Genomic DNA, 21,204 nt, shown 5'->3' on the forward strand with positions numbered 1-21,204 from the left:
CACCTGAGATAGGTGACATTTTTCAACGGCGGGCGTGCTTTCTGTGCGCCCGCCGTGCACACCCTCTTGGAGACCAGCACATGACCACCACCATCGCGGCCCTGCCCGACCACAACCGCACCACTGACCCGCTGTGGCAGCGGCTCTTCCACCGCTACAGCCACGTCATCACCCCGCTGCGCTACGCGGGCTGGGTCACCGACATCGAGACCGCCGGAGGAGGAGAGTTCTTCGTCCGCGCCGACCTGCGGGACGGCACGGAGCTGATCATCGCCTCCGAGCACAGCCTGCCCGCCGATCCCGACGAGGTGAACGGCTGGACGGCCGTCCGCCAGGACGTGGAGAACGCGGACAGGCACACCGTCCTGTACGACTCCACCCCCAACGGCCCCCAGCGCCACCACCGCAACAGCCTCATCCCGCTGCTGGCCCGCATCGACGGCCTCGATGTTCCCCGCCGCGCACCCAGGCTGATCGTCTCGGCCACGCACACCGCGCCGTACGGCGCGAGCCACAACCAGATCGCCGGGATCGAGGGCGCGGCCACCGCCATCGCCCGCTTCTCGGAGTGGTCCCAGCGACTCACCGACCACGAGGGCTACCGCCGTGTCTGGCAGCGGCCCCAGACGGACGGCTACCCGCTGGCGCTGTTCGAGTGCGCCGGACACATCACGACCGTCCGCGTCACCCGCAGCGATGACTGACCGGCCGCGCCGCGCACCGCGCCCCACCGGGGGCGCGGACCGGTGATCTGGCTGCTGATCGTGTGCGCCCTCGGCCTGCTGGGGTTCACCGCCCTCGGCATCGAGGACAGCCGCCACCACCGCGCGTTACGCGCCTCCGACGAGTCCTGACCACGGCCGCCCGGCCCACCATCCGGGCCGGGCGGCCCCGCCTCCTGGAGACCCAAGACCGTGCCCCGATCCATCCACCTGCTCTGCGGAGCGGGCGGAGATGCCACCGGCCTGTTGGAAGCCGGATTCGACCCCATCCTCGGCATAAACCACTGGCAGACCGCCGTCGACACGTTCGAGCTCAACCACCCGAATGCGGCGGCTCGCTGCGCTGACATCCAGAACTACCCCATGCGCTGGCTCCCGAAGGCCCTCGTGCTGTGGGCCAGCGTCAGCTGCACCGAGGTCAGCCCCGCCGGCGGGAAGAAGCGGCCCGACCCGGCGCAGGACGCGCTGTTCGAGGAAGAGGAGCAGTGGCGCGAACTGCCCCCGGAAGCCTTCGAGATGACCCGGGTGACCGCCTGGTGCGTGCTGCGCGCCGCCGAGGCGAAGCGGTTCCCGTGCGTCGTCGTGGAGAACGTCGTCGAATACATCACCGACTGGCTGCTGTTCCCCGAGTGGATCCGCGCCATGAAGAAGCTCGGCTACCGCGTCCAGATCGTCTCCGTGTCCTCCGCGCACATCGGGTCGGAGACAAATCCCTACGCCCCGCAGTGGCGCGACCGCGTGTACCTGGTCTTCACCCTCACCGGGATCCGCCGCCCCGACCTCGCCCCCCGTCCACTGGCGTACTGCTTCGAGTGCGGGCGGGACGTCAAGGCGCGCCAGAGCTGGCGCGACCCGCGGGTGAAGGTCGGCAAGTACCAGCAGCAGTACGACTACCGCTGCCCGAACAGCCGCTGTGGCCACGCGCTGGTGGAGCCGTACGTCCGGCCCGCCTCCGACGTGATCATGTGGGACGACATCGGCCAGCGCATCGGAGACCGCGTCCGCCCGCTGGTGCCGAACACCATGCGCCGCATCGCGGCCGGACTGGCGAAGTTCCCCTACGAGCCGTCCGTCGTCACCCTCACACACGGCAAGGACGGCACCGACCGCGCGTTCGCCCCGCACACCCGGCCGCTGCCCACCCGCACGGCCAAGCTCGGTGAGGCCCTGCTGGTGCCGGTGGGCGGCTCATGGAACGACACGGCTTCGCCCATCGAGGAGCCCATGCGCACCCGCACTACCCGCGAGAGCGAAGCCCTCGTCACGGTGGACCCGTTCATCGTGGAGTTCCGCAACAACTGCGACGCCGCGCCGATCGACGCCCCGCTGAGCACCATCGCCACGGCCCGCCATCACGGCCTGGTCGTGCCCGACGGCAACGTCCGCACCCGGGCCCGCAACACGTTGGCGATCCCGTACCGCAAGGCCGCGCCGAAGACCGCGGGCGAGCCGCTGCACACCCTGTCGACCCGCGACTCGGCGGCCATTGTGCGGACCGCGCCCGCCATCGAGGACTGCTACTTCCGCATGTTGCAGCCCCGCGAGCAGCTGTCAGCCCAGCGGTTCCCCGAGACGTACGAGGTCGTCGGCACCAAGGCCGCCCAGACCCAGCAGGCCGGCAACGCCGTGTCGGTCAACGTCGCGCGCTGGATCGGCGAACGCCTCAAGCCCGTTCTCGCCTAACCCCCAAGAAGAAAGGACATCACTGCCATGACACCGGCAGCGCACGACCAGTTGACCATTCTCTGCTCGCAGCGCGAGGAACTGGAGGCCGAGCGCCTGCGCATCGAGAAGGCGTACTGCCTCGCGGTGCTCGACCACATCACCGCAAAGATCCGCGCCGCCTGCCCCGAGGCGGTCTACGTGACCTTCGCCTTCTACAGCTCCCGCACCCTTGACCTGCACGGCGTGCTGGGCGCGCAGCCCAGCCCCCTGGGAACCTGCCCCGAGCTGTGGGACAACCGCGACGGGGAGGACGAGCACCCGCTCGACGACATCGCGGACCAGATCGAGTCCGACGTGCAGGCCGCGCTCGCTCCCTACTCCTCTCCGGCGTGGGCGTCCGTCCACCGCAACTCTGCCTCCGACGGCAACTCCTGGTTGTTGGAGTTGCCCCCGGCCGACCGGGCCGCCCGCGTTGCCGAGCTGGTCCGCGAGCACCACCCGGAGGCGACCGCGATCGTCGTGGACGGACGCGCGGCCGGGCGGGTCATCGAGATCTTCGAAGGCGTCGCTGACGACGGCACTCCGGTGCGGATCCCCCGTCCGGGTTGGCCGCCCGCCTGCGACACCGCCCTCGCCGGGCTCATCGCCCAGATGCTCGCCCTCCCTGCCCTGGCCGACCGGCACCTGATGCCGCTGCCCGGTGACTACGCCCACCCGTTCGGCCTCAGCACCAGCGATCAGGTCCGCCTGATGCCGCTGCCGCCGACCGCCTAGCGCACGGGAGGAGGAGCAGATGAGCGGCAACGGGTGGGTCGCCCAGGCCCCCTGCGCCGGGGACGCCCGCTTCACGTCCGAGGAGACGGTGGCCGAAGCCCCGACGGAGCCGCTGGTCCTCTCCCTCCTCGCGGCCTGCCAGGGCTGCCCGTTCCGGTCGCAGTGCATCGACCTGGTCATGCCGAGCACGAGCCTGTTCGACGGCGTGTGCGGCGGGCGGCTCTGGCACAACGGGCAGGTCCTCGCGACCTGCGATGGCGCTCAGCCCGCCGAACTACGCGAGCGCGGCCGACGCCCGATCACCCACGGCACCGAAGCCGGTGCCCGTGCCCACAACCGGCGCGGGGAGCGCGCCTGCTCCCTGTGCCTGGAGGCCGGACGGCTCGCCCAGCAGGCCCGCCGGGCCCGCAAGCGCGCCTCCGGCTCCTGATCACCACCACTACAACTCCTGCGGAGACCCACCATGTTCACCGTCAAAGCCCGCGACCTGGCGGCCATCCTCGACCAGGCCGCCCCGCACCGCTTCCAGGCGGACGAGGACGCCAACGACCTCGACGCCCTGATCCTCGACTGCACCCCCGGCCACCTCCACGTCGTCGCGTGCAGCGACCGGACGCTGGCCGTCGCCCGCACTCCCGTCGCGGGTGGCGCGTGGACGGCCCCCGTCGGCTACGACGACGCCACCGCGCTGCGCGGCTGGCTGGAGTCGTCCGACACCGTCACCGTCGAGCACGTCACCAGCCGCGGCCACGAGCTGCTCCGCTTCACCGAGGGCGTCGCGCAGCTCACCGTCCCCGCCGCACCCCACGTCGGACGCCTCCCGTGGCGCGCCCTGCTGCGGCTGGTGATCGACGCGCGCGAGCACCCGCTGGCGCAGGGGCGCCCCGTGCAGCTCAGCGCCGACGACCTGTCCCGGTGGCTGAACGCCGGCAGCAACGGCGAGGCGATCGAGTTCCGCTCCCTGGGACCGGTGGGCACCCTGGTGACCGCCGGGCCCGACTTCCTCGGCCTCCAGACCCCGGACGGCTGGGACGGCCCGGTGCCGGGCGAGGGATGGTTCTCGTCGCTGCGCACCCGCCTGTTCCTCTTCGCCGGGCAGTTCCTCGAGGTCGGGGCGCGCTACGCGGACTGGACGGGTACGGAGTGGGTCGTGGCCACCCGGCCCCGCTCCGGCGAGGAGCCGTGGTTGATCTCGGCCGACTACGCGGCCGTCGCCCTGCCCATCTCCCACGTGCTCGCGGTCGGCAAGTTCCTCGTCCGCCTGCCCGACTGAGCTGAGATAGGTGACATTTGTGAATCAGGTTGTGCGCTCCCGTGCTCCGATGTGTGGCCAGCTCGCGGACCCCGGCTACGGACTGAACCCGTGGCCCGCTGCGTGGCGCGCCCGCCCTCGACTCCTGCGGCCCAGCCGAATCGAAAGGAATCCCTCTGTGAACAAGGCCCAGCTCATCCAGGCCGTGGCGAAGACGACCGGCAAGCGCGCTGAGGCGGCCGACGCCGTGGAGGCCGTGCTTGACGCGATGGTCCGCGCCGTGGCCGCCGGTGATGTCGTCTCCGTCACCGGCTTCGGCAGCCTCACCCCCGAGGTGCGCCCTGCCCGTACCGCCCGCAACCCGCAGACCGGTGAGCCGGTGGAGATCGCCGAGCGCCGGGTCGTGAAGTTCCGCCCCGGCGCTCGGTTCCAGGACCTCGTCGCGGGCCGCCGGGCGATGCCCGAGTCCGGCAACTGCATCCAGAAGGACCCCAAGACCCCCCGCCCGTAACCCGCTGCACACCAGGGGGCGTCCCGGCACGCGCCGGGACGGCCCCGCCGAAGGAGTTCGAGATGAACGACCGTTCCGTGGGCGTCGAGATCGACGCCACCGCGAAGTGGCTGGAGGAGCGGGGCATAGTTGGCGCGGCCGGTCTGCTGCGGCGCGTCGCGCGCCAGAGGGACGACGCCGTACGACAGCTCGGTCTGCACCCCGCCTCGCCCGCGCACCAGACGGGCGGCGAGCGCCCCGCCCCGCGCGACCTGGACGCCGCCGCCGAAGCGGCGATGCTGCGCACCGACGTGGCACGTCTCCAGACCCTGGCCGAGCGGGCCGGCTGGGTGCCCGACCCGGCCGTGAAGCGCCTGTTGCGCTGGCGCGACGGCTGGTGGGAGCTGGGCCACCGCCGCAGGAACCCGAAGGACGGCTACCACGACACCGGCTGGTACTTGTGGGGGCCGGTCGGCAGCTACGACGGCGAGTGGGTCGACCGCCACAAGGGCCCGGCCATGGCCGAGGCGGAGCGCCTGATCAGCAAGCACCTTTCCGCGACCGGGGAAGGCCAGCGGTGAGCGGCCAGATAGAACTGGTCAGCGCCCGCGCCGTGCACGGCCCCGAGCCGGTGCCCGACCTGTCCGCCGCCGACCGCATCGTCATCAGCAACAGCGGCGGCAAGGACAGCATCGTGGCCATGGATGAGGCCGTACGCCTGGGCGACGAGGCTGGGGTCCGCGACCGCATGGTGGTCCTGCACATCGACCTCGGCACCACTCCGCGCGGCCACAGCGTGGAGTGGCCCGGCACCGTCGACCTGGCGCGCCGCCAGGCCGCGCACTACGGGCTGCCCTTCGAGATTCGTCGCTCGGCGAAGTGGCCTTCCCTGGTGCACCGCATCCGGGCGCGCGGCCAGTTTCCTCACTTCCTGAGCCGCTTCTGTACCTCGGACATGAAGCGGAGCGTGGCGCACCGGTTCGTGACCGAGCAGGTGGACGCCCTGGGCATCACCGGCCGCCCGGCACGGATCGTGCACGTCATGGGATTCCGGGCGGAGGAGTCCCGCGCCCGCGCCCGGCGGCCCGCCGTCGAGATCGACCGCCGGGCCAGCAGCGGGCGCCGCACCGTGACCCAGTGGTACCCGGTGCTGCGCTGGAGTACCGCCGAGGTGTGGCAGCGCATCCGGGACCGCGGCCTGCCCTACCACTGGGCGTACGACGCCGGCATGTCCCGCCTCTCGTGCAGCCTGTGCGTCCTCGCCTCCGTGCCGGACCTGACCTGCGCGGCCGGGCTCCGGCCCGAGCTGGCGCGCGAGTACGCCGACCTGGAAGAGGAGCTGGGCGTCCGGTTCCGGGAGGAACTGTCGATCGCCGAGGTGATCCGGCGCGCGGGAGGGGCCTCGTGACCGCCGAACTCCAAAGTGCCCCGGTGACGCTGCCGAGCGTGCAGGAAAAGGGGGAGTGGCAGCCGCGCGTCCTCGGTCTCGACCTGTCGCTGACCTCGACCGGCATCGCGGGGACGGACTGGGCACGCGCCTACCGGCCCGGCCGCCGCCGCAGCCACGAGCGGCTGGACTGGCTGCTCGCGGCCGTCGCGCTGAGCGTGAAGGACGGCGCGGACCTGGTGGTCGTCGAGGGCGCCGCGTACGCCCAGGGCGGGCAGGCCGGGCACCACGAGCTGGCCGGGCTGTGGTGGCTGGTCACGCAGTACCTGTGGCGGCACCGCATCCCCTACGCGGTTGTGACCCCGCACGGGCGCACGATCTACGCGACCGGCCGGGCCAACCCGGCCCAGGACTTCCCGCGCAAGGACCGGGCCCGGATCGCGAAGGGCATGGTGCGCTCGGTGGCCGTCGAGCGGTACGGCGTCCCGTGCGAAGGGCCGGGCCGCTACGACCAGGCGGACGCCACGATCCTCGCCGCGATGGGACTCGACTGGCTCGGCTACCCGACCGTGCCGGTACCCGACTCGCACCGCCGTGCGCTGGAGGCCGTCCGCTGGCCCGATCTCATTCCGGCAGCCGCGAATTAGGAAATTGAATTGCGGAAATTAAATGCGCATTCAGTCGGTCATACCTTGCTTCTGGGGTATTTGCCATTAAGATATAAGTAAGGAATTCGGGAAACGCCCGAATGGAAAGGGGAATTGGAATGGAAACCCAGAACCACGGATGCGGCTGCGAGTGCAACAGCGGCGGCTTCTGCGGCGGCTGCGGCCACGCCGGATGCGGACGCCGCTAACCATCCCCGAACCCCAGCAGCACCCCGCGCCCCCGGCCGACCGCCGGGGGCGCACCCATACGCGCAAGCGCCTCTTGGAGACCCAGTGACCGACTACTCGCCCGGAGTCCGCGAACTCGCCCACCAGATAGGGCTCGACCCCGAGCACGTCGCATACGCCGTCCGCTTCGCCTCGCACACCTTCGCCCGCGTGCAAGTGACGACCGGCATGACCCTCGACCAGTTCCGCCGCCTGTTCACCCAGGACCGGCACTCCATCGCCATCGTCGCGAACCTTGCGATGCGCCACGCCGGCCGCCGCGAGGACGCCCAACTCCTCATGACCATCTACAAGGCCGCCGTCGGCCGCCTCCCGTACGAGCGCCCCCTTCACACCGGCGTCGGCACCCTGCCCGAATGCCACGGCCACCCGCACGTCCAGGCCGCCGTACGCATCCTGACCGCCGCCGGAATGCCGCCCATCTACACCGACGGCGTCCACGAACTGCGCCCCGGCTTCCAGGTCATGCCGGACGACACCGGAGACCTGCCCGGCTGGGTGTTCATCAAGCCCGACCCCGACGCCAAGGGCCGCACCGGCTTCGCGGGCGGAGACCTCGGCTACCTCGCCGTCATGCGCTGGGCCGGATGGGGCGTCATCACCGAACGCCTCCCCGGCGGCCTGTACGCCGCCTGCCACCCCGACCACCGGGACAACCCCTTCCCCACCACCCCCACCTCCTGACCCCGCCCGTGCCCGGCCGCCCCGCGCGGCCGGGCACGGCCCACCAGAAAGGCATCAGCCCGTGAAGCTCCCCGTCGACGACGCCACCCTGGCGGCCTGGTCCACCCTGCTCGGCCTCACCGACAAGCAGACCGCCGCAACCCTCACCGAGATCGAGAACACCCTGCGCATCGGCTACGAGCACCGCCCCGACGAGCTGCGCGACACCAGCTTCGACCAGCTCATCAGCGACATGGACACCGACGAAGCGGCCCTGATGTTCCTCATCAACGGCCTGCGCCAAGCCGGTTACCCCGCCGCCGCCTACGACGTCGAGATCCGCGGCATCTTCGCCACCCTCCGGGACCTCCAGCAGACCAGCTGATCCCGCTCCCCACCCCAGCCACACGCCGCCCCGGCCGCGCACCGCGCACCGGGGCGGCCCCATGCGCGCCCGCAGAAAGGAATCCGCCGTCATGTCCGACGACTTCTTGCCCCGCGCGGCAGCCCCGGCCACCGCCGCGCGTCCCGCGCCGTCGTGGGCGAAGAAGCCCCCGCCCCAGTCCAAGGCCCGCCCCACCGGCAAGATCACCGCCCGCCGCTACGCCGCCCCGCGCGACCCGCACGAGCACGCCCGCAAGATCGCGGAGAACGTCCTCGACGCCTGGTACCAGTCCTTCGGCGGCAGCAGCATCGACGTCCCCCTCGGCACCGTCGCCGGACTCTCCCTGCTGCGCAACGTGCCCGGCCTGGCGGACTGGGTGCTCAACCTCCAGCCCGAACAACTCCCGCAGCTCCTCAAGGAGATCTACCTCGGACACTGGATCAAGCGCCCCGACCTGATCAACCGCGCGATACGCCTTCACGATTGGGCCTGGAACCCCAACCCCGACAAGCAGCAGCTCCGCGCCGTCCACGCCGTCACCCGCGCCGCCATCAACACCGGTCTGATGGACCTCACCGGCCACGACGACCCCTGGCAACGCTCCGAAGCCGACGTCCTCAGCCCCCTGCTCACCGGCCTCCGCCACAAGAGCGACAAGAAGTGGCGCGGCGAGTACCACACGCCGGCGTGCGTCACCGACCTGCTCGCCAACATGACCGTGGACAAGGACTTCGCCAAGCCAGGCATGTCCTTCCGCGAACCCGCCGTCGGCTCCGGCACGATGTTCCGCTCCGTCGCCCAACGCCTGCGCGACCTCGGCCTCAACCCGCACGACTTCCACTGGTACGGCAACGACATCGACTCGCTGTCCGCCGGGTGCGCCGCCGTCAACGCGATCATCTGGGACCTCGGCCCGCGCTGCCTCATCGGCTGCGCCGACTCCCTCGCACCGGAAGACGACTACGCCAAGACCCGCGCCGAAGCCAAAGAAGCCTTCGAGCAGCGCGACCAGTACATGGAGACCGCCAGCACGATCGTCGCCTGGCGCCGCGCCTTCGACCTGGTCGACCAGCTCATGCCCAGCAAAGAGAACGCCGCGTGACCCAACCCGACCCCTTCGACCGACCCGGCACCACCCCCACGCCGCGCCGCCGACGCCCGGCCTTCGCCGGACCCCGCGACGAGATCGACCTGCCGCCCCTCGACCAGCTCGCCCCCACCCTCGACCCGCCGTGGAGCAAGGAGGACACCGACACCCCCGACCGCACCGCCGCCTACCACCACCCCGACGGCCACCGCATTGGCCTGCGCATCCAATCCCGCGGCCTCGCCATTCAGACCTGGATCACCGCAGGCCCGGACCTGCCGCCGATCCCCGACGGCACCGACATCGAGCAAGCCGAAGCACAAGCCGCCAACGACGCCCGGCTCCAGCCCGGCCGCACCTGGCACGCCGTCCTGACCACACACACCAGCAAAGCCCTGGCCGCCGACCTCGCCGCGCTCGTCCGCGAACGGCTGCTCCCAGCCCTCACGAACAAGCCACGCGGCATGCCCGCCCCCGCTCCGCCCGCCCGTATCGGGCAGCCCGACACCGCACCGCAGAAGGAAGGAACCCAGAAGTGAGCACCACCGACAACACCGTGCAGGTCACCAGCCTGCCCAACCTCGCCCAGATCCTGCCGTACCTCCTCGGCCACTACCCGGACGACAGCATCGCCCTCCACGCCCCCGGCCCGAACTTCCACGACGGGCCGACCATGACGTGCCCCCTCCCCGACGACAGCGCCGAGTGGCAGGCCACCGCCGAGAACGCTGCCCGGCAGTTCGTGGCCTACGCCCACGACCGCGGCCATGACCTCGCTGAGGGCGTCATCATCTACCTCTGCCGTGAACCGCGCCCCGGCCAGAGCCCCGAGGAGACCGCCGCGCTCCTCGCCCCCGTCGGCACCTGGCTCACGAACGAGTTCATGGAGCACCGCGCCAACATCCTCCAGACGATCGGCCACGTCGCGGACCGGTGGTGGGCCTACGAGTGCGACATCGACGGGTGCTGCGAGGGCCAGCCGCTCCCGTCGCCCGACGACCCCACCAGCGTCGCCGCACAGATGGCCCGCCTCGGCCGAGTTCCCGGCCCTCGCACCCGCGACATCATCAAGGAGTTCCGGGCCACGGCGGACCCCGCGTTCCTCACGGACCTGCACACCGCAGCCGACCACTTCAACTCGCGGTGCGCGACCAACGCCGGACGCGACGCCACGCTCGCGTTGACGCTGGAGCAGATCGACGCCGCCATGAGCCGGTTCCGTGACGGGGCGACCGCCCTGAGCCGCGCCCTGACCACGCAGCTCATCGTCGGCCTTCAGGACGACGCCGCCGTGGAGGCCGGCATAGCGCACGCGGAGGACGGCGACCTTCCCCACGCCCGACGCTTGTGGGCCTACCTCGCCCGGCACTGCGCCGAACCGTTCACGCAGGAGGCCGTGCCCGTCCTGACGCTGTTCGCGTTCGTCGCCTGGCGGCAAGGCGACCTCATCGCCGCCCGGCTCGCCCTGCGCGACGCCATCACCACCGATCCCGAGTACGAGCTGGCCACCGGCATACACCTCGCCACCATCGACGGCGAAGACCCCCGAGACTGGCTCGCCTCCGCCCGCGAGGCCCACGCCCACCGCCTGACGCACCTCCAGCACGCCGTCGAGGTCGCCAGCGAATACCGCCCTACCACCGACACCACCGCGGTGCGCTACCGCGAAGCACTCGACGCAGCAGCCACCCCCTACCACGACCAGGTCCAGACCGAACACGGACGGATCCTCGCCCGCTACGGCACCATCGACATCGTCAACGGAGCCTTGGCCGACTTCCGCAACGGCCGTCCCCAGCTCATGGACGAGATCGCCGCCCGCATCATCTTCGGCCTACAAGATCTCCACGCGAGGGACGCCGCCCTGTCCACCGGCGAGGAGAGCGACCTTCCCTACGAGCGGCAACTGTGGGGCTACCTCGCCCGGCGCTGCGTCCCCCCCGCACACCGGCAAGGCGCCGCCGCTCCTCACCCTCCTCGGCTGGGTCGCCTGGCGGCAGGGCGACACCGTCACCGCCAGCCACGCCTTCGCCGAAGCCCTCGACATCTACCCCGGCTACACCATGGCCAAGCTGCTGCTCGACGGCATCCGCAACGAGTGCGACCCGGCCCGGCTCCTGGCGATGTACCGCGCCGCGGCGGCGGAGTTCGCCGCCAGCCGACCGGACCTCGACACCCTCTGAACCACACGGTGGCCCCGGCAACCGCTGGGGCCACCCCGCTCCGGAGACACCCATGACCACATTCGACGAACGCCGTGGCGCCGTCGCACGCCACACCGACTACCTGCCCCACTACCGCGACAAGAACAGCAACAGCCGCGACCGCTGGCGCATCGCCTGGGGGCACCCCGGCTTCACCCATCACGCGCCGCCCGAACCCACCGCCGATCACCAGCCCACCGTCCTCGTCCGCAACTGGGGCCGCCTCGCCCCGGACGGATCTGGCGACATCTGGACCTACCTCCACCGAGGTGCGTGCCTCGGCTGCACCTGGGAAGGCCCCGACCGCCGTCGAACTGACCAGGCCGTCGAAGACGCCCACGACCACACCCACGAGGGATGGCGCGACCTCCCGGCACTCCCCGAACGCCGAGGCCGGCACTGGACCACCCACGCCACGCACCTGTACCCGAAGGGGTGGTTCGACACAGGCGGGCCCGTGCGCACCATCCGCACAGGAATCGAGAAACGGCACCTGCCCGGCAAAGCGGCCGGAGGCGGCTACGACCTCGCCGTACAACCGCCAAGGACGGAGCATCGGACAGCGATCACCGAAACCCTGCTCCCGGAGTACCACGAGAGCGAGGCGGCGTGAGCGACCCCAAGTCCGTCACGTGGCTCCGACCCGAGTACAAGGGACGCGAAGACGAACTGATCAACCTCGCCGCCGGAGCAGCCCTCGTCGGCGTCACTCGCTCCACCGTCAGCAACTGGGCCAAGCGCCACGCAACCTTCCCGGAGATCGTTTTGCTGACGGGTATCGGCGACAGGCGCGTGAAGTACATCCCCCGCGATGAGTTCCTGTCCTTCGCCCACGCACAGATGAACAAGGAACGCACGCCAGCCCGTAGACCGGTCGCCCGCCGGCCCACGACCCTTCTGCGATCAGACGAGATTGCTCACTCCGAACGGCAGATAGCCAGGCTCACTGAGCTGGAGGCACGTCAAGCAAAGGCCCTCGCGCGCACCCAACAGGCACTGAGGAAGCACCGCGAACGCCTCAGGCAGGCTCGGCAGGCGCTCGCTGCAGAGATCGCCGCAGTGCATCACCTCGAACAAACGGAAGGCGCATCAGGCGTGGACTCCGCAACACCAGGAGGAAGCATCCCGGAGTGACCTCGCAACGAGGCTGCTCACCGCAGACAGGGCCGCGCTCTCGGGTGCAGACGGCGCGGCCCTGGCGCATCGGTCAGGAGTGCGACTAGCGATGCTCGCACTACACAAAGGCGAGGCACGCCTCCCCTCAGAAAGTGCTCCAAGCCGATGCGTGCGCCTCCGGACCGTAGGGACTCCACCCGTTGAGGTGCGGCTTGAGATCTTCCGGCTCGAACGTCAGCCCGGACGGCATGGTCGGTAGTTGTGTCAGCGGGTCGAGGGTCTCTGCGTAGTCGCGCGCCCACCGCAACCAGACACGAGCCGATTCGACGTCGACGTCCTCGTCCACCGCTACATTGATCCTGCGCTCCAGAGCGTCGCAGTACTGGCGGAGCGCATCCGCATCCTGCCACTGCCTTGCCTGCTCACGGAGAATCGTTGCGAAGCGAGCCTGAGCAGCCTTCTCTTTGGCGGTAGCCATGGCCGCTTCCCAGCTGATGCGGCGCTCTTCCTTCGCGCGTTCCTCATCCAGCTTCCTCTGCTGCTCCTCGACCGCGCGAGTCTCCAGTTCCCGGAGCACGATCCCGAGGACGTCCTCGAGTTTCGACCGCTTGCGGTCGCCCCAGTGGTGCTGCCTCTTGGACCGGCTGTACCCGATGTCCAGAGCGAGCTGCTGAGAGCGGTCTGGATCGGCAGACTGGGGAAACTCCTGCTTGATAGTGACGCAGCTGGTGAAGCCGTCGATAACGATCTCCAGCACCCCTTCCCGACAACTCGCGGGGAAGTACCGGCCGTTGTAATAGTGCGCTGAACGGTGGTCACGCTCAGGGACCCGCTGCTCGCGTACGTTGTATCCCCGGCGTTCCGCCTCTGCTGCGAGCCCTTGCAGCAGCAGCAAAGCACGGCGACGCAGAGAGGGCGGCATAAGAAGCCGGCGCTCGCTGTCTCGCAAGGCCGCCACGACGCGGTGCGGCGAGCGCAACTGCCCGGGGACTGAAACCCGCGGGTTCTCCTCTGGGGACCTCCGCCCAGAGTTGGCATGTGGGCCGTCTACCAACGAGATTTGCAGATCACGGCCCGCGTTCCACAGTCGCTGCTTCTCGATGCGCTTGCCCGCCGGCGCGAGTTTGTGCCGCTTGGCGAAGTCGATGACACGTCGCCACTCGGTGATCTCATCCTCGTCAGGCTCTGATATGACCACATGGCGCTCGGCGACCAATCGTTCCACGAGCTTGGTCGCTTTTGCGCGGCGTGCGACGGGGATGGGCCTTTCGCTGTACGGCGTTGGCTGCTTCTTATGGGTGGTCGCCGGCTTGCTCCCATGAGCTGTCGCCGTTGTCGTGGAGCCGCGGACCCTGCCCTTCGCCACGGTAACCGGTGGCTTCGACTCACCAGCAGCCGTGCGCCCGTGTGCCGGATGCTCCGGATGATGACCGTGCTGCAGGTAGAACCGCCCTGCCTCAGTAACTTCCGCCCGCCAGCCGCCACCCCGGCGGCTCACCGTCACGAGACCCCGATCGCGCAGCGCATAGGTTGACCGCCGCATGCCCGGATCCTGAGCGCCGGGATCCTCGTCGGCAGCAAGTTTCCTGAGGAGCGTGAGTTGTCGATCGTTCAACGCTTTCCAGCGGTGCATGGGACAAGTTCACAAGGAAACAAGGCGGGTCACAAGTGGCCGTCGATGCCCTCGACCAGCGTGTCAGCACGCAGCCGGGCGGACATGCTCGCCCTGCTCGGGGCCGACTTCGGTACGCTTGTCCGCAGGCGGCTGACCAGTAGAAACGCCGTATGGCTCCACCCCCGGGCGAAGGGGGCGGAGTCCCTTCCGTCTGTAAGGCACTCCGCTGCGTGAGAGTTCGAGACCTCGTCTTCCCCCACGCTCAACCTGCATTGATCCAGCTGACGTCCCCAAGCGCCTCCTCCCAGAAGGCTCTCGGGAGACCGCCAGTGGACACGCAGTGGACGGAAGGACCCGGAAGGATCAGGAAGGCCGGCGCAGAGCCAGAACGGCGAGGTGCGTCTGACCTGCGGTTATAGGAAGATCGAGGCAAGAGTGGGGCCGGATCGGAAGATCAGAAAAGGACTCATAATCCGTCGGCCGTGGGTTCGAGTCCCACCCGCCCCACCAGGCAGGTCTGTGACCTGCGGAAACATCTCAGCGGGCGTGCGGATGCAGAACGTTGGTCCAACGGATTGAATCCGCTGCTCGCGACTTCGATGATGGTTCCCTATCCGATGGTTGGCCCTCGTCTGACCTGCGCCGATGCATGTGTCCATAGGTCCGTGCATCCCTTGGCGGGCTGTTTGTCCGGCTGCTGAGATCCCGAGTCGGGACGCTGATGGGACACAGGGATCAGGAACGGTCGGTGTTGGCCTCACAGGTCATGGCCGCGGACCCCCACTCCAGGCGATCGCCACCGAGCCCTCGACGACATCGGTCGACGTACTCGCGCAGGGCCGCGGACGACCTGTAGGAACTCCGCCGATTCGCCGGTGGACAACGTACGTTGAAGGAGACGGCACGCCTTCGGCAGCGGATCACGAGTAACAATCTCGGCTCTCCCTGCTCGTACCGTACTGGGGAAGGCCCGCTCCCTCGCAGTCTTCGACTCGGAGGCACCGAATCCGCTCGTCCGGTGCAGGGCGCGGGGCGCCCAGTGGCAACCGGAGTCCCTGAGCCGTCCAGGCCGGGGTGGGGCGTGGAGGCGGGCCACCCCGGCCTGGGCTCATCGGATGTGCTTCGCCGGCTTGGTGGCGGCGTTGAGCAGGTACTCCAGGGGGCCGCGGCGGAAGGAGCGGGACCAGATCGCGGCGAACAGGGTGGCTCCGAGGATGAACATGAGCAGCGGTACCCATGATTGCTGAATGCTGGTCCCGGCTGGCAGGGACAGCGCGGACTGTGCGATGAAGTGGCCGACGTAGGCGGTCAGGGACATGGTGCCCACGGCGATGACCGGTTTCGCCAGGCGGCGCAGTCGCGGCAGGCGGTCCATCGCCACCGTCGCGCCCACGATCAGGAGGATCGCGACTCCGACGCTGCCGATGATGTCGAATGTGGTGCCGCTGTGCGGCCCGGCCGTCAGGAGCGACGACGCCGGCATATCGGGGAACGACCCACCGTCCAGGGGTACCGACCCGCTGTCGAGGGGCAGTGATCCGGAGCTGCCGGACGACGGCCCGTCTTCCGCCATGCTCCGCAACGCGTCCTTGCCGGCGAGCAGCAACGACATGCCGTACGCGGCCACCGTGAGGGTGGCACCGAGCGCGGCCAGGCGCCGCTGGACAGTGCCGGAGGACAGGTCGAGGCGGCCCAGCGCCATGCCCGCGATCACGAACGATATCCACGTGAGCGCCGGGTAGAAGCCGGTGAGCAGCAGATCGAGCACTCCCACGTCGCTGAGCCGGTGGAGCGGGTCGTAGGCGTTGATGCTCTGCCGGACCGGGTCGGTCAGCAGCGCGTTCAGGGCGAACGCCAGCTGCGGTGTGACGAGGGCGAGCGCGGCCGCGGTGATCGCGAGTGTCCTGGCGCGCAATCGCACCAAGGGCAGGGCGAGCAGGAAGTAGACCCCGTAGAAGCCGAGGATGATCACTCCCCCGTACTCCATCGCCATCGCGGTGCCCAGCGCCAGCAGGACCACGGCGCGGATCGCGATCCGCGCTTTCGCCTGCCGGCCGGCCAGGCCGGTCTTCGGCTCCCGGCGGCCGGCGATCAGCATCAGTGAGAACCCGGCGAGGGTGGCGAACAGGACCGACGAGTGACCGTCCGCCAGGTACCGGATCCAGCTGGCGACGCCGTCCGTGGCCGACAGCGGGGGGCCGATGTGCACGACGTACATGCCGAACACCGCCAGCGCGCGGGCCAGGTCCACCCCGACGAGGCGTCCCATCGAGGGACCGGGCGAGGCCGGCACGGCGGACTCGGGCGGGGTCCGGGGCTGCGGAGGCGGGTTCTCCTGGGGAGCTGACGTCTCCTGCGGCGGCTGCGACTTTGTCATACGGAGAATCTCGCGTGGACGTCAGGGGGCGGACCATCCGGCAGCCTTCGGCAACGGCCCCGCCGATCGGCGGGTACCGCCCTGCCGACCGGCGGCGTCTCGTCCCCGGCCGGTCCGGTGCGACCGGACGGCTGTCTTCTTCAGCCACTTGGCGGCGCTCCTGGGAATGGCCGTCGCATTGGTCAGCACATTGCTGAAGTGACGCGGCGACTTGTCACAGATACCGGTGAGGAGGGCGTGACCGATGTCGCTGAATCGCATATCGGCCCTGTCCGGCCTTCGTCAGGCAACTGACGGAGGCCGGGGGCCGTCTGCGAGCCCGCGTACGAGATCCACGTCGATGAGCCGACCGGCCGAGGACATCCAGCCACCACCACGGCATGTGGTCACGTCCGCGGACGGACCGTCGGCAAGCTCCCGCGTCGGCAAGCTCCCGTCGTGCCGTGAGCCGGCACCACCCGACGGGTCAGCATGAGGTGGCGAGCCGTGGCCAGCAGCCGGGCGGCGACTGGGCCGCCCGGCCGCCCGGCCGGTCAGTCCGCGCTGAGGGGAATCCGCAGCCGCACCCGGTAGCCGCCCTCCGCGGTCGGGCCCGCTTCCAGGTCGCCGTGCAGGATCTCGGCCCGTTCCCGCAGGCCCACCAAGCCCTGCTGCGAACCGGGGAGGGAGAGGGAGGGACGCGTGGGCGGGGTGTTGGTGACGGTCACTCCGACGTCGCCGCCGTCCTGCCACAGCTCGACGCAAGCGGTGGCGCCGGGTGCGTGCTTGCGGGTGTTGGTCAGCGCCTCCTGGACCGTGCGGTAGAGGGCCCGTTGCGCGGGTGTGCCCACGGTGGGCGGCAGCTCACCCGTCAGCTCCGCTTGTGTGCCGCTGGATTCCACCAGTTTGCGCAGGTCGGCCAGGGTGGGCTGAGGAGTCAGCTCGGTTGTGTGGCCGCCGGAGGCGCGCAGCAGCGTGACCATGGTGCGCAGTTCGTCGAGCGTGGTGACGCTCAGCGAACGGATCGTGCGGGCGGCATCCCTGGCGTCCGCGTCCTTGGTGGCGACCTGCAGGGCTCCGGCCCGTACGGCGATCAGGCCGACCTGGTGGGAGACCACGTCGTGCATCTCACGGGCCAGCTGGGCGCGTTCGCGGGCGAGCACCGCCTGGGCGTGCAGTGCCCGTTCGTGTTCCCTGGCCTCCTCGATCTCGACAAGCTGCCGCGCCAAGACCCGATGCGTCTGGAGAAGTTGTGCGATGAGGACCGGTGCGGCGGCGGTCGCCAGGCTGTACACGAAGGTGATCAGCGTCATGGTCCGGCCAACCTCGGTGAGGCCGGCCAGGGGCCACGGAGTGCTGTTCGCGACGGCGGTCAGGGCGACGCACACCGCGAGGAGAGGACGGTTCCGGGAGCGTTCGGCCAGCGTGAACAGCGCCGCGAGCGGAGCGACGGCGACGGGCTGCGTCAGCGCGATGGGCAGGGTTAGCAGGAACACGCCGAGCGGGAACCTGCGCCGGAAGGCCAACGCGGCACAGCCGAGCGTGGCCAGCGCGACGCCGAGGCGCGTGTCGTCCCACAGGTTCAGCCGCAGGTCCACGGCCGCTGCCCCCACCAGGACGAGGTCGACGAACGGCGCGGGCACACGCTCCCACAGCGCGCGGGCGCCATTCATCGCCCGGCCCCCGACCGCGGGTGCTCGTCGAGCAGTCCGGACCGCTGCGCCAGCAGCGCGGCCTGCACCCGGCTCGTCACCCGTAGCTTCGTGAGGATCGCGCTGACGTGGTCCTTGACCGTGCCGGCACTCAGGTGGATGCGCGCCCCGATGCCGGCGTTCGACAGGCCCTCCGCCACCAGGACCAGGATGTCGCGCTCGCGGGCGGTGAGCAGCCGGACGCGGGCCGCCTTCTCGTCGACGGCGGCCTCGGTGCCGGGGTGGCTGTGCAGCAGGGTTCGCGACGCCTTGGGGGAGAGCACCACGCCGCCGACGGCCAGGGTGCGCACCAGGTGGGCGAGCTGCTCCGGCTCGGTGTCCTTGAGCAGGAAACCGGCCGCGCCGGAGTGCAGCGCGGTCAGGATGTACTCGTCGGCGTCGAACGTCGTCAGCATCGCCACTACCGGCGGATCCGGCATCGTTCGCAGCTCGCGCAGGACGGTGAGCCCGTCGACGTCCGGCATCCGTATGTCCAGCAGCACCACGTCGGGCCGCTCCCGGCGGACGGTTTCCACGGCCTCGCCCCCGCTCGTGGTCGCGACGACCTGGATGTCCTCGGACGCGCCCAGAATGAGTTCGAAGCCCGAGCGGATCAGTGCCTCGTCGTCCACCACCACTACCCGGATCACGCGCTGCGCCTCACCTTCGTTCATGCCGTCCGGCCCATGCCGACTCGACCCTAAAGCCATGCAGGGCCCCGGCGGCCCGACGAGCGGCAGCTCCAGCCACACGGCAGGGCAGCACCCTCCAGTCGGCAGGGAGACCCCAGCCTTCTGCCGGATACTCCGTGATCAGCGCGGTCTCCAGCCTGAGGGGCATGACACATCACGCGGACTCCCCGCCGACCGCACCGCCCCCTGCACGCGAGCGCGGTGAGCCCTCGACGGGCGCGCCCGGCGTGGGCCGACTGATCGGGCTGGACCTGGCCCGCGGCCTGGCCGTCTTCGGCATGTACGCGGTCCACGTGGGGCCCGCCCCGAGCCAGGGCGGTGTCATCGGCTTCCTGATGGAGCTGGCGCAAGGACGCTCCTCCGCCCTGTTCGCCGTCCTGGCCGGCTTCGCGGTCGCTCTCATCACCGGGCGTCGCAGGCCGAAGACAGGCCTGGCCGGCCGCCAGGCCGTCGCCAAGGTCGTCATCAGGGCCGTCATCCTGTTGGTCCTCGGCACCGCCCTGACCATGACCGGCACCCCGGTCGTCCCGATCCTCGCCTTCTACGGACTGTTCTTCCTGCTCGTGTTGCCGCTGTACCGGCTGGGCGCCAAGCCGCTGGCGATGATCGCCGCAGGATGGGCCCTGGTGGGCCCGCAACTGCTGTACCTGTTGAAGCCGGTGGTCGGCGGCCGTGAATTCCCCACCGTCGGCCAGGCCGACGGCATCGTCTCGCTGCTCTTCACCGGTGGCTATCCGGCCCTGACCTGGGTCCCGTTCGTCATCGCCGGTATGGCTGTCGCCCGCTTCGACCTGGCAGCCACGGCTGTCCGGATACGCCTCGCCCTCACCGGCGTCGCCCTTGCCGTCACCGGCTATGGCGGCTCCTGGCTGGCGCTGCGTCTCGTGCCCGGTGCCGCAGAAGCCATCCGGGAAGCTGCAGGGGGACCGGGCGTGCCGTCCATGCCGTCCATGTCGTCCGCGTCGCCCGGCAGCGATGGCATCTTCGGCGACACCTCCGCCGGGATGCTGGTCGCCTCCCCGCACAGCGAGGCGACCCTGTCCATCGTGGGCCACACCGGTGTGGCGATCCTGGTGATCACCGCGTGTCTGGCCGCCATGGACGCCTTCCCCCGGCTGCGCCGCTTGGCCAAGCCCGTCATCGCGGTCGGCTCGATGTCACTGACGGCGTACGTCTACCACATCGTCGCCATCTGGCTCCTGGATACCGAGGAACTGGCCGTCCCGCCGCTGTACGTCCTGCTTGGTTTCATTGCGTCCGTCACCGTCCTCGCCACCCTCTGGTCCCGCTTCTTCCAGCGAGGGCCGCTGGAATGGCTGATGGGCAGGGCGACCGGGATCGCCCGACGCATTCGATGAGAGCCATCCGAAGCGGCACGGGCCGCGAGATCCCGTCCCTGTCCCCTCGTTGCCCCATTACGTAGATCACTCCGGCTGGCCCGCCACGGACTGGGGCGTGATCCGGTCGGGCGCAAGCGCAGGCGCTCCTTGGAGGCCAGCTCGCCCGCCTAGTGCCGCGTCAGTCAAGGTTTGCCCGGTAGCGAGGCGTCCTGGTGCGGTCAGATGCAAGGCGCCGGATCGGCCTCGTAGTGGGCCTACTCGGTCGATTCGGCAACGCCGCAGATGGCCGTGCCAGGGCGGCGAGCGGGGCGAACCTTGGCTGACGCGGCACTAGGGAGTGCCCCAGCTTCTCCTGAACCACCTTGATGTCGGTACCGGCGGCAGGGACAGGGTGGTGGCGAGGTGGCGAAGGTCGTGGAGGCGGACCGGTGGCAGGCCGGACAGCTGCCCGAGATCGGGGCTTCAGCCGAGCTGATCCGGCGTCTCCACAACGCCATCTCCTTTGCGTCCAACGGCAGTTCGGTCCGCATGTGGTTCGCGACCTGCCGGCCGACAATCATCCGCGAGTACACGTCCAGGACGAACGCCACGTACGCCCAGCCGGACCAGGTGCGCACATACGTCATGTCCGCCACCCACAGCTGATCCGGCCGCGAGGCCGTGAAGTCGCGGTCGACCAGGTCCGGCGGCCTGGGTGCCGACGGCTCCGGCACCGTGGTGCGGCGACGCTGCCCGCGATCACGCCCTCCAGGCCCAGCTCACGCATCAGCCGCTCGACGGTGCAGCGTGCCACAAGAACGCCCTTGCGACGCAGCGCGCGGGTGATCCGGCGGAACGACCTCGCCCACCGGCGACGGCTCTGCAAGCCG

Annotated in this window: 22 protein-coding genes and 3 pseudogenes; 18 read left to right on the forward strand and 7 right to left on the reverse strand. The window is 70.3% G+C overall.

Annotated elements, in window-relative coordinates; genetic code table 11:
* Window positions 1–80: 80 nt before the first annotated feature.
* The 17 genes and pseudogenes from ASC60_RS13435 (at window position 81) to ASC60_RS41635 (ending at window position 12,659) form a co-directional block, all read left to right on the forward strand.
* Window positions 81–704, forward strand: a complete 624-nt coding sequence (locus ASC60_RS13435; RefSeq protein ID WP_055550398.1) for a hypothetical protein — start codon at window positions 81–83, stop codon at window positions 702–704.
* 210 nt (window positions 705–914) lie between these two features.
* Window positions 915–2,405: a DNA cytosine methyltransferase gene (locus tag ASC60_RS13440; protein WP_055550401.1), complete on the forward strand. Its 1,491-nt coding sequence runs from the start codon at window positions 915–917 to the stop codon at window positions 2,403–2,405.
* Between the two features lie 27 nt (window positions 2,406–2,432).
* A complete protein-coding gene (locus ASC60_RS13445) occupies window positions 2,433–3,161 on the forward strand; it encodes a hypothetical protein (RefSeq protein ID WP_055550403.1) in 729 nt (242 codons plus the stop codon).
* A 19-nt stretch (window positions 3,162–3,180) separates the two neighbouring features.
* Window positions 3,181–3,591 carry a hypothetical protein gene (locus tag ASC60_RS13450; protein ID WP_055550405.1) on the forward strand — a complete coding sequence of 137 codons (411 nt, stop codon included), beginning with the start codon at window positions 3,181–3,183 and terminating at the stop codon, window positions 3,589–3,591.
* Window positions 3,592–3,624: 33 nt separating this feature from the next.
* Entirely contained in the window at window positions 3,625–4,434 is an 810-nt protein-coding gene (locus tag ASC60_RS13455; RefSeq protein ID WP_055550407.1) for a hypothetical protein, read from the forward strand.
* A gap of 49 nt (window positions 4,435–4,483) precedes the next feature.
* The gene (locus tag ASC60_RS13460) at window positions 4,484–4,924 is read left to right on the forward strand and encodes an HU family DNA-binding protein (protein ID WP_079038375.1); all 441 of its coding nucleotides are present in this window, start codon (window positions 4,484–4,486) and stop codon (window positions 4,922–4,924) included.
* 62 nt (window positions 4,925–4,986) lie between these two features.
* On the forward strand, window positions 4,987–5,484 hold the full coding sequence (locus tag ASC60_RS13465) for a hypothetical protein (protein WP_055550411.1): 498 nt from the start codon (window positions 4,987–4,989) through the stop codon (window positions 5,482–5,484).
* A complete protein-coding gene (locus ASC60_RS13470; RefSeq protein ID WP_079038376.1) occupies window positions 5,481–6,311 on the forward strand; it encodes a phosphoadenosine phosphosulfate reductase family protein in 831 nt (276 codons plus the stop codon). The genes ASC60_RS13465 and ASC60_RS13470 overlap by 4 nt, the downstream gene beginning before the upstream one ends.
* Window positions 6,308–6,937, forward strand: coding sequence for a hypothetical protein (locus tag ASC60_RS13475; protein ID WP_055550413.1), 630 nt, complete (start codon window positions 6,308–6,310; stop codon window positions 6,935–6,937). The genes ASC60_RS13470 and ASC60_RS13475 overlap by 4 nt, the downstream gene beginning before the upstream one ends.
* 294 nt (window positions 6,938–7,231) lie before the next feature.
* On the forward strand, window positions 7,232–7,870 hold the full coding sequence (locus ASC60_RS13480) for a hypothetical protein (RefSeq protein ID WP_055550415.1): 639 nt from the start codon (window positions 7,232–7,234) through the stop codon (window positions 7,868–7,870).
* Between the two features lie 61 nt (window positions 7,871–7,931).
* Window positions 7,932–8,234 (forward strand): hypothetical protein, encoded by a 303-nt coding sequence (locus ASC60_RS13485; protein WP_055550417.1) that lies wholly within the window; start codon window positions 7,932–7,934, stop codon window positions 8,232–8,234.
* Between the two features lie 91 nt (window positions 8,235–8,325).
* A complete protein-coding gene (locus ASC60_RS13490) occupies window positions 8,326–9,336 on the forward strand; it encodes an N-6 DNA methylase (RefSeq protein WP_055550419.1) in 1,011 nt (336 codons plus the stop codon).
* Window positions 9,333–9,860, forward strand: coding sequence for a hypothetical protein (locus ASC60_RS41630; RefSeq protein ID WP_055550421.1), 528 nt, complete (start codon window positions 9,333–9,335; stop codon window positions 9,858–9,860). Before ASC60_RS13490 ends, ASC60_RS41630 begins: the two co-directional genes overlap by 4 nt.
* A gap of 17 nt (window positions 9,861–9,877) precedes the next feature.
* A pseudogene (locus ASC60_RS39095) lies at window positions 9,878–11,257 on the forward strand (DUF4192 family protein); the annotation flags it as partial.
* Complete coding sequence (locus ASC60_RS44055; RefSeq protein ID WP_079038377.1) at window positions 11,163–11,504, forward strand: DUF4192 family protein; 342 nt, start codon at window positions 11,163–11,165, stop codon at window positions 11,502–11,504. The pseudogene ASC60_RS39095 and the gene ASC60_RS44055, both read left to right, overlap by 95 nt.
* 52 nt (window positions 11,505–11,556) lie before the next feature.
* Window positions 11,557–12,138, forward strand: coding sequence for a DUF6349 family protein (locus ASC60_RS13505; RefSeq protein ID WP_055550424.1), 582 nt, complete (start codon window positions 11,557–11,559; stop codon window positions 12,136–12,138).
* Window positions 12,135–12,659: a hypothetical protein gene (locus ASC60_RS41635; RefSeq protein WP_159043254.1), complete on the forward strand. Its 525-nt coding sequence runs from the start codon at window positions 12,135–12,137 to the stop codon at window positions 12,657–12,659. The genes ASC60_RS13505 and ASC60_RS41635 overlap by 4 nt, the downstream gene beginning before the upstream one ends.
* Before the next feature lie 127 nt (window positions 12,660–12,786).
* Here the strand turns inward: ASC60_RS41635 and ASC60_RS13510 are convergent, their stop codons facing one another.
* From ASC60_RS13510 to ASC60_RS13535, 4 genes are all read right to left on the reverse strand, one after another.
* Window positions 12,787–14,274, reverse strand: a complete 1,488-nt coding sequence (locus tag ASC60_RS13510) for a hypothetical protein (RefSeq protein WP_055550426.1) — start codon at window positions 14,272–14,274, stop codon at window positions 12,787–12,789.
* 1,090 nt (window positions 14,275–15,364) lie between these two features.
* Entirely contained in the window at window positions 15,365–16,633 is a 1,269-nt protein-coding gene (locus ASC60_RS13525) for a DUF418 domain-containing protein (protein ID WP_234356933.1), read from the reverse strand.
* 533 nt (window positions 16,634–17,166) lie between these two features.
* Window positions 17,167–18,285, reverse strand: coding sequence for a sensor histidine kinase (locus tag ASC60_RS13530; protein WP_055550432.1), 1,119 nt, complete (start codon window positions 18,283–18,285; stop codon window positions 17,167–17,169).
* Complete coding sequence (locus tag ASC60_RS13535; RefSeq protein ID WP_055550434.1) at window positions 18,282–18,977, reverse strand: response regulator transcription factor; 696 nt, start codon at window positions 18,975–18,977, stop codon at window positions 18,282–18,284. The genes ASC60_RS13530 and ASC60_RS13535 overlap by 4 nt, the downstream gene beginning before the upstream one ends.
* A gap of 164 nt (window positions 18,978–19,141) precedes the next feature.
* On the opposite strand from ASC60_RS13535, the gene ASC60_RS13540 reads away from it, so the two are divergent.
* Window positions 19,142–20,353, forward strand: coding sequence for a DUF418 domain-containing protein (locus tag ASC60_RS13540; protein ID WP_055551066.1), 1,212 nt, complete (start codon window positions 19,142–19,144; stop codon window positions 20,351–20,353).
* A 316-nt stretch (window positions 20,354–20,669) separates the two neighbouring features.
* On the opposite strand, the pseudogene ASC60_RS44060 reads toward ASC60_RS13540, so the two are convergent.
* From ASC60_RS44060 to ASC60_RS44070, 3 genes and pseudogenes are all read right to left on the reverse strand, one after another.
* Window positions 20,670–20,776, reverse strand: a pseudogene (locus ASC60_RS44060) (integrase); the annotation flags it as partial.
* Between the two features lie 89 nt (window positions 20,777–20,865).
* Window positions 20,866–20,961: pseudogene (locus ASC60_RS44065) on the reverse strand (hypothetical protein); the annotation flags it as partial.
* Window positions 20,958–21,200, reverse strand: a complete 243-nt coding sequence (locus ASC60_RS44070) for an IS3 family transposase (RefSeq protein WP_370592911.1) — start codon at window positions 21,198–21,200, stop codon at window positions 20,958–20,960. The pseudogene ASC60_RS44065 and the gene ASC60_RS44070, both read right to left, overlap by 4 nt.
* Window positions 21,201–21,204 lie beyond the last annotated feature (4 nt).

The sequence above is a fragment of the Streptomyces sp. NBRC 110028 genome (assembly GCF_001417735.1).
Taxonomy (GTDB): domain Bacteria; phylum Actinomycetota; class Actinomycetes; order Streptomycetales; family Streptomycetaceae; genus Streptomyces.